The following is a 13,326-nucleotide window of genomic DNA, read 5'->3' on the forward strand; positions in this document are numbered from 1 at the left end:
ACGCACGCGGCCCCCTGCGCTGCGCCGTGGCACCTTGTCCCGACCGTCGATCACTCGGCGCCGGAAGCGGCTCGAATCACCAGTGCGTCCCCGGTACCCGGCGCAGCGCGGTACCGGTGGCCTTGCGAACGGCCGAACGCGGCTTGGGCGCGGGTGGGCGGCACCTCGGCGGGCTCGTCATCGACCGATTCACCAGTGTGTCCCTGGTACCCACCGTGCCGCCCGGCGCAGCGCGGTACCGGTGGCTTTGCGGACCGCCGAGCGCGGCTTGGGCGCGGGCGGTGGCGGTACCTCGGCGGGCACGTCATCGACCGATTCCCCCTTGGCCGCAGGCGAATCCGGCAGTGCGCGGTAGTAGCGGTGCAGCATGCGGTCGCGCAGGCGCGGGGTGATGATGCCGCCGTATTCGGCCAGCGTGCCGAGCGGGACATCGATGCGCTTGGGGCGTTCGGAGAGGGCGCGCACGATGGTGCCCGCCGCCCACTCGGGGGATTCGGACGGGCCCTGATCGCCGCTGGGCGCGATCATCGGGGTGCGTACCAGCGGCATGTGGATGGTGGTGAAACCGACTCCGTCGGCGAGGGTTTCGACCGCGGCCACCTCGGCGAACTTGTCCAGCGCGGCCTTGCTGGCCAGATACGCGGCGAAGCGCGGCGTGGCCACCTGTACTCCGGCACTGGAGATGTTGACGATGTGGCCGAACCCGCGCTCGCGCATCTGGGGCAGCAGGGCGAGGGTCATCCGGACGGCGCCGAAGTAGTTGACCGCCATGGTGCGCTCGAAGTCGTGCATCCGGTCGGTGGACCGGTGGATGGCGCGGCGGATGGACCGGCCCGCGTTGTTGACCAGCATGTCGACGTGACCGTGCTGGTCGAGAATGGCCTTCACGGCCGCCTCGACCGACGCGGCGTCGGTGACATCGCACTGGTAGCCGTAGGCGCGCCCACCCGCGTCGGTGATCTCGGTGACCACCTCGGCGAGTTCGTCGCCGCGCCGGGCGAGGAGGAAGACCACGGCGCCCTTGTTCGCGACCGCGAGCGCGGCGGCCCGCCCGATCCCGGACGACGCGCCGGTGATGACGACATGCCGGTCGGTCAGCTCACGCTGCCGCCTACGGCCCTGTGCACCTGGAGAAACCTGGGACATCACTGCTCCTTTGCAGCTCGTTCCCTCCTAACTTACTCCAAAGTAAGTTCCCTGGCCAGACTCGAAAATATGTTCGAGAGCCTCTCGCCAATATTCGAACGTATGTGCGATACTGTTCGCATGGCGGACGATCGGATGGCGGATATCTATGCCGCGGTGCGGCTCGGCGGTTTCGACCAGGCGGCGGCGCGTGCGGCGCTGACCAGGCTCTGGGAGGAGATAGGGGAAGGCGGCGACCCGTTGCATCGCTGCGTGATCGCGCATCACCTGGCCGATGTGCAGGAGTTGCCGGAGGGTGCGCTGCTGTGGGATCAGCGGGCGCTGGCCGCGGTGTTCGGGCCGGGCATCCCGCTCGACGAGGGCCTGCGCGGCTTCCTGCCCTCGCTGTATCTGAACCTGGCCGACAGTCACCGCCGCGTCGGTGATTTCGACATGGCGCGGATGCAGCTGGCCATCGCGCGCGGGCATCTCGACGTGCTCGCCAACGATGCCTACGGCGCGGTGATCCGCTCGGGTTTGGCGCACGTGGAGGCGGCGCTGGAGACGTGCTCGATGGAGCGCCTGCCCGCGAGCTGACGGCGACCACGCCTGATGCGGGGTGCGGCGGGGGTCGTGAGAGGAGTGGGCGCGTGGGCTGGAGCAATGGTCCGCCGACCTGGTCGGAGCTGGAGCGAGTGCTCTCGGGCAAGCCGAGCGCCCGCCCGGCCGAGGACATGCACCCCGGCGACGGCGGCGACAGCCCGGCCTGGTCGCGCAAGCGCGGCGAGTACCGTGCCGCCGCGCTGGACCGGCCCAGCGGCCCCACGGTGCCCTACGCCGAACTGCACGCCCACTCCGCCTACAGCTTCCTCGACGGCGCGAGCCAGCCCGAGGAACTGGTGGAGGAGGCGGTGCGGCTGGGCCTGAACGCCCTCGCGCTCACCGATCACAACGGTTTCTACGGGACCGTCCGGTTCGCCGAGGCGGCCAGGGAATGGGGAATGCCCACGGTTTTCGGTGCCGAACTGTCACTGGGAACCGATGCGGAGGCGGCGCCGGGCCGAGGGGATGCGGTCCGGCGCCGTTCTGTTCCACGCGGGGGAGTGCGGGTCACCTCGGGAACCGGGGTGTCGGCGGGCGGGCGCCCACTGGGCGATTCCGCGCCGGGCGCCGGGCATCGGAACGCGCCGGACTCCATGCCGCGCACCGGCTTTCCCGACCCCGCCGGTCCGCATCTGCTGATCCTGGCGCGCGGGCAGGAAGGCTACCGCCGACTGTCCCGACAGATGGCGGACGCGCACATGGCAGCGGGTGAGAAGGGCATCCTGCGCTACGACCTCGACACCCTCACCGCCGCGGCGGACGGACACTGGCACGTGCTCACCGGCTGCCGCAAAGGCCATCTGCGCACCGCCCTCGAACAGGACCTGGCGGCCGACGACACCCGTCTGCCGAAAGCCGAAGCGGCCCTGCGTGATCTGGTCGAACGCTTCGGCGACGACCGGGTGAGCGTCGAACTCACCCACCACGGCATCGCCACCGACGACGAACGCAATGCCCACCTGGTCGCGGTGGCCGACCGGGTCGGCATCCCGGTCCTGGCCACCACGGGCGCGCATTTCGCCGCGCCCGCGCAGCGCCGTCGCGCCATGGCACTGGCCGCGATCCGCGCGCGCGGCAGTCTCGACGAGATGGCGGGCTGGCTGCCGTCCACCGGGGGCGCGCACCTGCGTTCGGGCGCGGAGATGGCGCGACTGTTCGCCGAGTATCCGCGGGCGGTGTCGCACGCGGTGGACCTGGCGGGCGAGTGCGCGTTCGACCTGCGACTGATCGCGCCGAAGCTACCTCCGTTCCAGGTTCCGGACGGGCACGACGAGGACTCGTGGCTGCGTCATCTCGCGCTGACGGGTGCCGCCGAACGGTACGGCCCGCCGGAGCGTAATCCCGCCGCGTACCGGCAGATCGAGCACGAGCTCGCGGTGATCGAGCAGATGACCTTCCCCGGCTACTTCCTGGTGGTGCACGACATCGTCCGGTTCTGCCGGGACAACGACATCCTGTGCCAGGGCCGGGGCTCGGCGGCCAACTCCGCGGTCTGCTACGCCATCGGCATCACCCATGTCGACCCGGTGGCCAACAAGCTGCTGTTCGAGCGGTTCCTGTCCACCGAGCGCGACGGCCCGCCCGACATCGATGTCGACATCGAGTCCGACCGCCGCGAGGAGGCCATCCAGCACGTCTACACCAAGTACGGCCGCGACTACGCCGCGCAGGTGGCGAACGTGATCACCTACCGCGGCAAGTCGGCGGTGCGCGATGCCGCGCGCGCACTGGGCTTTTCGCCTGGACAGCAGGACGCGTGGAGCAAGCAGGTGAGCCGCTGGTCGGGGGTCGCCGCCGAGACCGGCACCGACATCCCCGCGCCCGTCCTGGAACTGGCCGGTGAACTCGACGGTCTGCCACGGCATCTGGGCATCCACTCCGGCGGCATGGTGATCTGCGACCGGCCGATCGCCGACGTGTGCCCGGTGGAATGGGCGCGCATGGCCGGACGCAGCGTGCTCCAGTGGGACAAGGACGATTGCGCCGTCGTGGGTTTGGTGAAGTTCGACCTGCTCGGCCTCGGCATGCTCTCGGCGCTGCACTACATGATGGACCTGGTCCACGAGCACAAGGGCGAGAAGGTCGAACTGCACGCGCTCGACCTCGCCGAACCCGCCGTCTACGAGATGTTGCAGCGGGCCGATTCGATCGGGGTGTTCCAGGTGGAATCGCGCGCGCAGATGGCGACGCTGCCCCGGCTGAAACCGCGCGAGTTCTACGACCTGGTGGTGGAGGTGGCGCTGATCCGGCCCGGCCCCATCCAGGGCGGCTCGGTGCACCCCTACATCCGCAGGCGCAACGGGCTGGAGGACCCCGTCTGCGACCATCCCGCACTGGAACACTCGCTCGCCCGCACGCTCGGGGTGCCGCTGTTCCAGGAACAGCTCATGCAGATGGCCATCGATGTGGCCGGTTTCAGCGCCGCCGAGGCCGACCAGTTGCGCCGCGCCATGGGCTCCAAACGCTCACCGGAGAAGATGGAGCAGCTCAAGGAGCGCCTCTATCGGGGCATGCGCGAGTTGCACGGCATCACCGGCGAGGTCGCCGACCGCATCTACGAGAAGCTCTACGCCTTCGCCAATTTCGGTTTCCCGGAAAGCCATTCGCAGAGCTTCGCCTCGATCGTGTTCTATTCCTCGTGGTTCAAGCTGCACCACCCGGCCGCCTTCTGCGCCGGGCTGCTGCGCGCCCAGCCGATGGGTTTCTACTCCCCGCAGTCGCTGGTGGCCGACGCCCGCCGCCACGGGGTGCGCGTGCACGGCCCCGACATCAATGCCAGCCGCGCCGAACCCACCCTGGAGAACGTGGGCACCGAGGTCCGCCTCGGCCTGTCCGGCATCCGCCACCTCGGCACCGACCTCGCCGACCGCATCGTCACCGAACGCACCACCCACGGCCCCTTCACCTCCCTGCTCGACCTCACCGGCCGAATCGAACTCTCCGTCGCCCAGGTCGAATCCCTCGCCACCGCAGGCGCTCTGGACACCCTGGTCGACCAGCGTCGAACCGGGCACGCTCGTACGGAGGACCGGCCCGGCGAGAACGCGCACAGTGCCCGGCGGGCGGCGTTGTGGGCGGCGGGCGCGGCGGCGCGGGAGCGCGCGGACCTGCTGCCCGGCACCGGCCCGGTCACCGCCGCTCCGGCCCTGCCCGGCATGAGCGCGCTCGAGATCGCCGCCGCCGATGTGTGGGCCACCGGCATCTCGCCCGGCAGCTATCCCACCGAATTCCTGCGCGAGCACCTGAACTCGCTCGGGGCGGTCCCGGCCTCGGAGCTGCTGCTGGTCGAGGACGGCGCCCGCATCCTGGTCGCGGGCGCGGTCACCCACCGGCAGCGCCCGGCCACCGCCGCGGGTGTCACCTTCCTCAATCTCGAGGACGAGACCGGCATGGTCAACGTGGTCTGCTCGGTCGGCCTGTGGACGCGCTACCGCCGCCTCGCCCAGAACGCCACCGCCCTGCTCGTACGCGGCCGCATCCAGAACGCCGAGGGCGCGGCCAGTCTCGTCGCCGACCACCTCGAACACCTCGACCTGCGCATCGTCGCCCGCTCCCGCGACTTCCGCTGAGATTCTCCCGCCACCGACGCCTCCGCACGCACTACGCTGCGACCATGCGCAAGCTTGCCGTGGTACTGATCGGGTTGCTCGGGCTGCTGTTCCTGGTGGGGTGCGGTGGCGGCGGGGACGACGAGTCCTCCGGTGGGGCCACCCCGACCGTGTCGGGTCCCGCCGCGGCGGTCGCCCCCGGCTACCGGGAGAGCGCGCCAGCCAAAGACAGTCCGGCACCGGCTGATCCCACGCGCAAGGAGGTGATCACCGGCTCGGTCGACATCACCACCGGTGATCCGATCGCCGGGGCGGCCACCGTCACCGACCAGGTGCGCGCCGTGGACGGGCGCATCGACAGCCGCACCGAACAACCCGGCACCGACAAGCGCAACGCCCGTGCGGTGCTCAGTGTGCGGGTGCCCGCCGACAAGACCGACGCCTTCGTCAGCGGACTCGACGGCATCGGCACGGTCACCCGGGTGAGCACCAACCGCGACGACGTCACCATGCAGTGGCAGGACCTCGACGCCCGCATCCGCGCCCTGCAGGCCTCCGTCGACCGGCTGCGCGCGCTCATGGCGGGCGCCACCAACACCGCCGACCTGATCGCCGCCGAGGAGGCGCTGTCGAGCAGGCAGGGCGAACTCGACAGCCTCACCGCGCAGAAACGCTCCCTCGACGACCAGGTGGCCCTGTCCACCCTGACCATCACCCTCACCGCCGACGACGAGCGCACCCCCGGCGAGGCCGACAACTTCTGGGACGGTGTCGTCGCGGGCTGGCACTCGCTGCTCGACTGGCTGCACGACGCGATCGTCTTCCTCGGCAAGGCCCTGCCCTGGCTCGGCTTCCTCGTGATCATCGGCGCGGTGCTGTGGGCCGTGCTGCGCGCGATCTTCCGCCGCCGATCGAAGCCCGCCCCCGCCACGCCCGCGGAACCGACCAGCACGAAGGGAGCCGACAGTGCCGACGGTCCGGGCGACGATCAAACCCAACAGCCGTAAAGGCCCCCTCGTCGAAACCGCCGCCGACGGCACCCTCACCCTCTACGTCCGCGCCCCCGCCGTCGAGGGCAAGGCCAACAAGGCCGCCATCGAACTCCTGGCCACCCACTTCGGCGTAGCCAAGTCGGCGGTCCGCCTCACCGCGGGCGCCACCTCCCGCTTCAAACGCTTCGAGATCGGCTGAGGGGCTACACCGCGTCGGGGAAGCCGTGCTGGCGCCAGGCCTCGTATACCGCGACCGCCGCCGTGTTGGACAGGTTCATCGAGCGGCGTCCCGGCAGCATCGGCACTCGCACCTGGTCGGTGATGTGGGGGTCGGCGAGTACCTCGGGGGGTAGACCGGTGGGTTCGGTGCCGAAGAGCAGCACGTCGCCGGACTGGTAGGCGATATCGGTGTAGCGGGTGCTCGCCTGCGTGGTGAAGGCGAACACGCGCTGCGGGCCGATCGCCGCCCAGGCCGTCTCCAGATCGGGGTGCACGGTGACCGAGGCCAGGTCGTGGTAGTCCAGTCCGGCCCGCCGCAGCTTGGACTCCGACAGATCGAAGCCGAGCGGCTCGATCAGGTGCAGCGCGCAGCCCGTGCCCGCCACCAGCCGAATCGCGTTGCCCGTGTTCGGCGGAATCACAGGCTGATGGAACATCACATTGAACACCGCAGCAGGCTACTGCCGTCGAAGCGCGCGGGGGCGAGCCAGGGCCGGTGTGCGGGTGTTGCCCGACACTGGAACAATCGGGGCGTGAACAAGGCGGAGACGACCGGCAAGCACCGGGTGGTGCGGTTGAGCGCGGGGCAGCAGTATCTGCGCAGTCACCTGCCGATGACCGTGGTGACCGCGCTGATCATCGTCGCCGTCGGGTTCGTGGCCTGGGATCGCTGGCGCCGTGGCGCGCTCATCTTCGGCAGCGCCGCACTGGTGGCGGCGGCCTTCCGGCTGTGTCTGCCGACGGTGCAGGTCGGGCTGCTCGCGGTGCGCAGCAAGCCCTTCGACGTGGCCGCGCTGACGGCACTGGGCAGCGCCATCGTCTTCCTGGCTGCCACCATCAACACCCTGGGCGTCAGCTGACGAAGGCCGGTCACGTCAACGACGTGACCGGCCCATCGCGCGGCGGTTCAGACGGTTTCGACCACCGTCGCGTCCCACAGACTGCGCTGCCCCTGACTGCCGTAGAGTTCGCGAGCCGCGCGCGGGGTGATCGTGGTCGGGTTCGCCGGGACCGGCGCGGCGGCGTGCGCGGCGAAGATCGTGCCCGTGATCGGCGCGATGTAGGGCGCGAACCGCACGATCATCCAGTTGCCGCGTCGGGCCGCCAACCACGACAGCACCGTCGCCGGAATCCTGACCAGCGGATCCACCACGCGCGGCACCTTCAGCCTGCCGAGCTTGCGCATCCACAGCGGCAGGGTCGGGATGCTGGCCAGCGACAGCAGCCGCGAGCCGATCGCGAACAGCCAGCCCTTGCTGGGCGGGGTCCACATCAGATAGTGCATGCCCTCGATGGCCCGTTCGGACACGCACAGCCGCGGGCGGACCCGCTCGAAGTAGGCGTGCACCTCGGCGCGTGAGCGCGGGATGTCGCTGGGCTTGCAGGTCTGCAACTCGGCGGCGATCGCGCATTCGGCCCAGTAGCGATCCTCCTCCTCGGCGGTGAGACCGGGGCCGTAGGTCTCGTAGGTCTTGAGCACCGAGTGCCAGCCGGTGATGTGGATCCACAGCTGACTGTCCGGATTGTTGGCGCTGTAGCGCTTGCCGCTGATCGGTTCGATGCCGGTCATCGGGGCGTGCACGGTCATCAGGTGCTCGGCGGCCTGGATGGCGGTGCGGCCGTCACCCAGGGCGACCAGCACGAAGTAGGCCAGCGTGTGGTCGAGGCGGGTAGCGGGGTTGTCGTAGATGCCGTGCGAGTCGGCGACGGCGGCGGTCAGGTACGGGTCGAAGTGCTCGAGGGTGACCGCGCGCTGGAAGCCGATCAGCGAGGTCGGCGAGGACCACACCTTCCAGCTGGGGGAGTCCGGACCGAAGAAGCCGTAGTCGTCGCGGCGCAGGGAAGTCGGATCGAAGGCCATGCACATGCTCCTTTGCAGTGCCGAGGCGAACCTCGCAGGTGAATACAACGCCACCGTAGCAATTGCGCGGAGTGAATACAACGGTTATGTAGGATTTGCTGGCACCGGTGGCCGGTAACCTTCGGTGGGTGAAGGGAGGTCCCGCGTGACCGCAACGCACGAGCAGCGTCCCCGGCGTCGCTATGCCCCGCGGCTGCCGCCGCACGAACGCCGCGCCCAGCTGCTCGACGCCGCCTTCGCCGTCCTGAGCCGGGCCGAACTGCACGAGCTGAGCATGGAGGCGGTCGCCCAGGAGGCCGGGGTCGGCAAACCGGTGCTCTACACGGTCTTCAAGACCAGGGCCGAGCTGGTCGAGGCGCTGCTGGAACGGGAGAGCGAGCGCGGTCAGGCGCAGATCGCCGACACCCTGCCCGCCGACCTGATCGGCGCCGATCCGGTCGCCGCCGCCTCGGCGACGGTGGAGGCGTTCGTCGGCCTGGCGCTGGCGAATCCGACGCGCTGGCGGCTCATCCTGGCCACCCCGGCCAGTGCCCCCGACGAATACCGGGCCGCGCTGCGCGCCTCGCGCGCCGACATCCTCGCCAGGGCCCAGGCGCTGGTCGAGGTCGGCATCGCGCTGTCGCCGCGCTGGTCGAACATGGACGCGGCGCTGCTGGCGAACGCGACGCTCACCGTGGCCGAGATGCTCGGCCGCCTGGCCGTGAGCGAGCCACAGGAGTATCCGCGCGAACGGCTCCAGGATTTCGTCCGCTCGGTGGTGACCTTGCTGTCCGGCCTACCGAACTGAGAACGGCTGCGGCTCAGCGGTTCTCGCGCGCCATCCGGATGGTCTCGGTGAGCAGCTTGGCGACGGCGGCGGCCTCGGTGAGGAACCCGTCGTGCCCGTCGCGGGAGTGCACGATCTCCAGACCCGCACAGCCGGGCAGACCTTCGGCCAGCTCGGCCTGGGTGTGCAAGGGATACAGGCGATCCGAGTCGACTCCGCCCACCACACACGGCACCGGAGTCGACGCCAGCGCGGCGGCGACCCCGCCGCGTCCGCGACCGATGTCGTGGCGGTTCATCGCCTCGCTGAGCAGCACATAGGTGGCCGGATCGAACCGCTGACACAGCTTGTCGGCCTGATGTTCGAGGTAGGACTGCACCGCGTAGCGGCCGCCGGTCCACGGGTCCTCGTCGCCCTGGGCCCGGTTCGCGAAGCGGTGATCGAGTTCGCCCTCGGTGCGGTAGGTCAGGTGCGCGATGCGGCGGGCCAGGCCCATGCCGGTCATCGGCGCGCGGCCGGTGCCGTGGTAGTCGCCGTCCTGCCAGTCCGGGTCGGCCTTGATGACGGCCATCTGGGTGGTCTGGGTGCCGATCTGGTCGGCGGTGGCCCTGGCCCCGACGGCCAGCACCAGCGCGGCGGCCACCCGCTCGGGGCTGCCGATCATCCATTCCAGCACCCGCATGCCGCCCATCGACCCGCCGACCACCGCGCCGAGACGCTCGATGCCCAGCAGGTCGAGCAGCTGCGCCTCGGCGGTCACCTGGTCGCGGATGGTCAGATCGGGAAAGCGCGTGCCCCACGGGTTTCCGTCGGGGGCGATGCTGGCCGGGCCGGTGCTGCCCTTGCAGCCACCGAGCACATTGGTGGCGATCACACACCATTCGTCGGTGTCGATCGGCGCACCGGGGCCGACCATGCCCTCCCACCAGCCCGGCGCGGCATTGTCCGGGCTGGCGATGACGGCGGAGTCACCGGTGAGCGCGTGCTCGACCAGCACCACATTGTCCAGGGTGGGCGAGAGCTCGCCCCAGCGTTGCACCGCGAGCCGCACATCGGGGACCACGGCGCCGTTCTCCAGCGTCACGTCCCCGATGGCGACCACGCCGAGTCGCCCGTCCGGGGGTGGCAGCAGGGCCACCCCGGAACCGGGTCGGGCGATCGGCGATTCGGTGCTCACAGTCACGTCGTCGCCGCCGCGAAACCGGCCCGCAGATCGGCCAGGATGTCGTCGATGCCCTCGATGCCCACCGCGAGCCGCACCAGCCCCGGAGTCACCCCGGCCGCCAGCTGCTCCTGCGGCGTCAACTGCGAGTGCGTGGTCGACGCCGGATGGATCACGAGAGAACGCACATCACCGATGTTAGCGACATGGCTGTGGAGGCTGAGAGCGTCCACGAACTTCTTGCCCGCGTCGACGCCACCGGCCAGCTCGAAGGCCACGATCGCCCCGGCGCCCTTCGGCGCGAGCTGCTTGATCCGCGCGTGCCAGGGCGAGGACTCGAGGCCCGCGTAGTACACCGTCTCCACGCCGGGCTGCTCGGCGACGAACTTCGCCACGGCCTCGGCGTTGGACACGTGCCGCTCGACCCGCAGGCTCAGCGTCTCGATGCCCTGGGCGATGAGGAAGGCGTTGAACGGCGAGACCGCCGCGCCCAGGTCGCGCAGCAGCTGCACGCGGGCCTTGAGCGCGAAGGCCGGGGCGCCCAGGTCGGCGAAGACCGCGCCGTGGTAGCTCGGGTCCGGCTCGGTGAAGCCGGGGAAACGGGCGTTGCCCTCGGCGTCGCGCACGGTCCAGTCGAAGGTGCCACCGTCGACGATCACCCCGGCGATCGCCGCGCCGTGCCCGCCCAGGTACTTGGTGGCCGAGTGCACGACGATGTCGGCGCCGTGGGCCAGCGGCTGGATCAGGTACGGGGTGGCGACGGTGTTGTCGACGATCAGCGGCAGACCCGCGGCGTGCGCGACGGCGGCGATGCCGGGGATGTCGAAGACCGCGCTGCTCGGGTTGGCGATGGTCTCGCCGTAGAAGGCCTTGGTGTTGGGCCGGATGGCGGCCTGCCACTGGGCCAGGTCGTCGGGGTCCTCGACGAAGGAGACCTCGATGCCCAGCTTGGGCAGCGAGTAGTGGAACAGGTTGTAGGTGCCGCCGTAGAGGTGCGGGCTGGACACGATGTGGTCACCGGCGCCCGCCAGGTTCAGGATCGCGTAGGTCTCCGCGGCCTGGCCCGAGGCCAGCAGCAGCGCGGCGACACCACCCTCGAGCGCGGCGATGCGCTGCTCCACCGCGTCCTGGGTGGGGTTCATGATCCGGGTGTAGATGTTGCCCGGTTCGGCGAGCCCGAACAGCGCCGCGGCGTGATCGGTGTCGCGGAAGGTGTAGGACGTGGTCTGGTAGATCGGCAGCGCCCGCGCGTTGGTGCTCGCGTCGGGGGCCTGACCCGCGTGGATCTGCTTGGTCTCGAAGGTCCAGTTCTCGGGCAGGGCAGAGTCGGTCATGAAAGTGCTCCAGGGTTGTGCGCCGGGGGATTCGTCAACTGGGTCGGATCGACGGACAACAACACATGGGGGCCTCCTGGGATGCGCGCTTGCCCTCGACCTTCGAGAGCCCGGTCATCACCCGGAGCACCCCACCGCAACTGGAGGGTTGCCGACCAGCGAGCCGGGGCTTGACGCTGGTACTCATGACCTTGCCGACATGTTAACCGGAGCGACGTGCCACACGGAAACTTCCCCGGAAAACGTAGCCTGGATCACGCAGTCCCGCACAGCGGGCCCTCCCATCGCGGTGAGGTCCGTGGCAGCAGTACGCTTGTCTTGTTTGCACCACACGTCCCGCCGACAACGCGGGGCATATACGTTGTCTGTTGGAACAGCTGGGGTCCGCTCACAAGCGTGTTCGCCTGGCCGTGCAATGAGGGCACCATCCTAGGAGGACACGAAGATCCATGTCCAAGATCAAGGTTGAAGGTACCGTCGTAGAACTCGACGGCGACGAGATGACCCGGATCATCTGGCAGTTCATCAAGGACAAGCTGATCCACCCGTATCTCGACGTGAACCTCGAGTACTACGACCTCGGCATCGAGTATCGCGACAAGACAGACGACCAGGTCACCGTCGACGCCGCGAACGCCATCAAGAAGCACGGCGTCGGCGTCAAGTGCGCCACCATCACCCCCGACGAAGCGCGGGTGAAGGAGTTCGGCCTCAAGAAGATGTGGCGCTCGCCCAACGGCACCATCCGTAACATCCTGGGTGGCACCATCTTCCGCGCGCCGATCATCATCTCCAACGTGCCCCGCCTGGTGCCCGGCTGGACCAAGCCGATCATCATCGGCCGCCACGCCTTCGGCGACCAGTACCGCGCCACCGACTTCAAGGTCTTCGAGGCGGGCACCGTCACGCTGACCTTCACCCCGGAGGACGGCGGCGAGCCGATCGTGCACGAGGTCGTGAAGATGCCGGAAGACGGCGGCGTCGTCATGGGCATGTACAACTTCAAGAAGTCCATCGAGGACTTCGCGCGCGCCTCGTTCAACTACGGCCTGCAGCAGAACTACCCGGTGTACCTCTCCACCAAGAACACCATCCTCAAGGCCTACGACGGCATGTTCAAGGACACCTTCCAGGAAGTCTTCGACGCCGAGTTCAAGGCCGAGTTCGACGCGGCGGGCCTGACCTACGAGCACCGCCTCATCGACGACATGGTCGCCTCCTCCATGAAGTGGGAGGGCGGTTACGTCTGGGCCTGCAAGAACTACGACGGCGACGTGCAGTCCGACACCGTGGCCCAGGGCTTCGGCTCGCTCGGCCTGATGACCTCGGTGCTGCTCACCCCGGACGGCAAGACCTGCGAGGCGGAGGCCGCACACGGCACCGTCACCCGGCACTACCGTCAGCACCAGCAGGGCAAGCCGACCTCGACCAACCCGATCGCGTCGATCTTCGCCTGGACCCGTGGGCTCGAGCACCGCGGCAAGCTGGACAACACCCCCGAGGTGATCGGCTTCGCGCAGGCGCTCGAGGACGTGGTCATCAAGACCGTCGAGGGTGGGCAGATGACCAAGGATCTGGCGCTGCTCGTCGGCGGCGATCAGGGCTACCTGAGCACCGAGGAATTCCTCGGCGCCTTGGACGCCAACCTGGCCCGCGCGCTGTCCGCCTCTCCGCGTATTTAGGCCAGATTCAGGTGCGGCGCGCCCTAGGCGGGCG

At 69.6% G+C, this 13,326-nt stretch carries 12 protein-coding genes and 1 riboswitch; of the genes, 7 read left to right on the forward strand and 5 right to left on the reverse strand.

Translation table 11 applies throughout. The features are described 5' to 3' along the window. Positions 1-189 precede the first annotated feature (189 nt). Positions 190-1,146, reverse strand: coding sequence for an SDR family NAD(P)-dependent oxidoreductase (locus tag QC180_RS23730; RefSeq protein WP_278265008.1), 957 nt, complete (start codon positions 1,144-1,146; stop codon positions 190-192). A gap of 120 nt (positions 1,147-1,266) precedes the next feature. Between QC180_RS23730 and QC180_RS23735 the strand changes: the two genes are divergently transcribed. The 4 genes from QC180_RS23735 to QC180_RS23750 are packed head-to-tail and all read left to right on the forward strand — an operon-like array spanning position 1,267 to position 6,467. Continuing rightward, positions 1,267-1,722, forward strand: a complete 456-nt coding sequence (locus QC180_RS23735) for a hypothetical protein (protein WP_278265009.1) — start codon at positions 1,267-1,269, stop codon at positions 1,720-1,722. Between the two features lie 53 nt (positions 1,723-1,775). Further along, a complete protein-coding gene (locus QC180_RS23740) occupies positions 1,776-5,297 on the forward strand; it encodes an error-prone DNA polymerase (RefSeq protein WP_278265010.1) in 3,522 nt (1,173 codons plus the stop codon). Between the two features lie 44 nt (positions 5,298-5,341). Next, entirely contained in the window at positions 5,342-6,283 is a 942-nt protein-coding gene (locus QC180_RS23745; RefSeq protein ID WP_278265011.1) for a DUF4349 domain-containing protein, read from the forward strand. Continuing rightward, positions 6,243-6,467 carry a DUF167 domain-containing protein gene (locus QC180_RS23750; RefSeq protein ID WP_278265012.1) on the forward strand — a complete coding sequence of 75 codons (225 nt, stop codon included), beginning with the start codon at positions 6,243-6,245 and terminating at the stop codon, positions 6,465-6,467. Before QC180_RS23745 ends, QC180_RS23750 begins: the two co-directional genes overlap by 41 nt. Before the next feature lie 4 nt (positions 6,468-6,471). Here the strand turns inward: QC180_RS23750 and QC180_RS23755 are convergent, their stop codons facing one another. Then, a complete protein-coding gene (locus QC180_RS23755) occupies positions 6,472-6,936 on the reverse strand; it encodes a tRNA (cytidine(34)-2'-O)-methyltransferase (RefSeq protein ID WP_278265013.1) in 465 nt (154 codons plus the stop codon). Between the two features lie 84 nt (positions 6,937-7,020). Here QC180_RS23755 and QC180_RS23760 point away from each other — a divergent pair, with 84 nt between their 5' ends. Continuing rightward, positions 7,021-7,347 (forward strand): DUF3017 domain-containing protein, encoded by a 327-nt coding sequence (locus QC180_RS23760; RefSeq protein ID WP_278265014.1) that lies wholly within the window; start codon positions 7,021-7,023, stop codon positions 7,345-7,347. Positions 7,348-7,394: 47 nt separating this feature from the next. On the opposite strand, the gene QC180_RS23765 is transcribed toward QC180_RS23760, so the two are convergent. Next, on the reverse strand, positions 7,395-8,348 hold the full coding sequence (locus QC180_RS23765; RefSeq protein ID WP_278265015.1) for an oxygenase MpaB family protein: 954 nt from the start codon (positions 8,346-8,348) through the stop codon (positions 7,395-7,397). A gap of 145 nt (positions 8,349-8,493) precedes the next feature. Here QC180_RS23765 and QC180_RS23770 point away from each other — a divergent pair, with 145 nt between their 5' ends. Continuing rightward, entirely contained in the window at positions 8,494-9,135 is a 642-nt protein-coding gene (locus QC180_RS23770; protein WP_278265016.1) for a TetR/AcrR family transcriptional regulator, read from the forward strand. A 13-nt stretch (positions 9,136-9,148) separates the two neighbouring features. Here the strand turns inward: QC180_RS23770 and metX are convergent, their stop codons facing one another. Next, positions 9,149-10,297: a homoserine O-acetyltransferase MetX gene (gene metX, locus QC180_RS23775; RefSeq protein ID WP_278265017.1), complete on the reverse strand. Its 1,149-nt coding sequence runs from the start codon at positions 10,295-10,297 to the stop codon at positions 9,149-9,151. Continuing rightward, on the reverse strand, positions 10,294-11,610 hold the full coding sequence (locus QC180_RS23780) for a bifunctional o-acetylhomoserine/o-acetylserine sulfhydrylase (protein ID WP_278265018.1): 1,317 nt from the start codon (positions 11,608-11,610) through the stop codon (positions 10,294-10,296). The genes metX and QC180_RS23780 overlap by 4 nt, the downstream gene beginning before the upstream one ends. 80 nt (positions 11,611-11,690) lie before the next feature. Continuing rightward, positions 11,691-11,801, reverse strand: a riboswitch (SAM riboswitch). Between the two features lie 258 nt (positions 11,802-12,059). Between QC180_RS23780 and QC180_RS23785 the strand changes: the two genes are divergently transcribed. Then, positions 12,060-13,292 carry an NADP-dependent isocitrate dehydrogenase gene (locus QC180_RS23785; RefSeq protein ID WP_278265019.1) on the forward strand — a complete coding sequence of 411 codons (1,233 nt, stop codon included), beginning with the start codon at positions 12,060-12,062 and terminating at the stop codon, positions 13,290-13,292. Positions 13,293-13,326: the final 34 nt, after the last annotated feature.

Source organism: Nocardia anocheti (genome assembly GCF_029675105.1).
In the GTDB taxonomy this organism is placed as follows: Bacteria; Actinomycetota; Actinomycetes; order Mycobacteriales; family Mycobacteriaceae; genus Nocardia.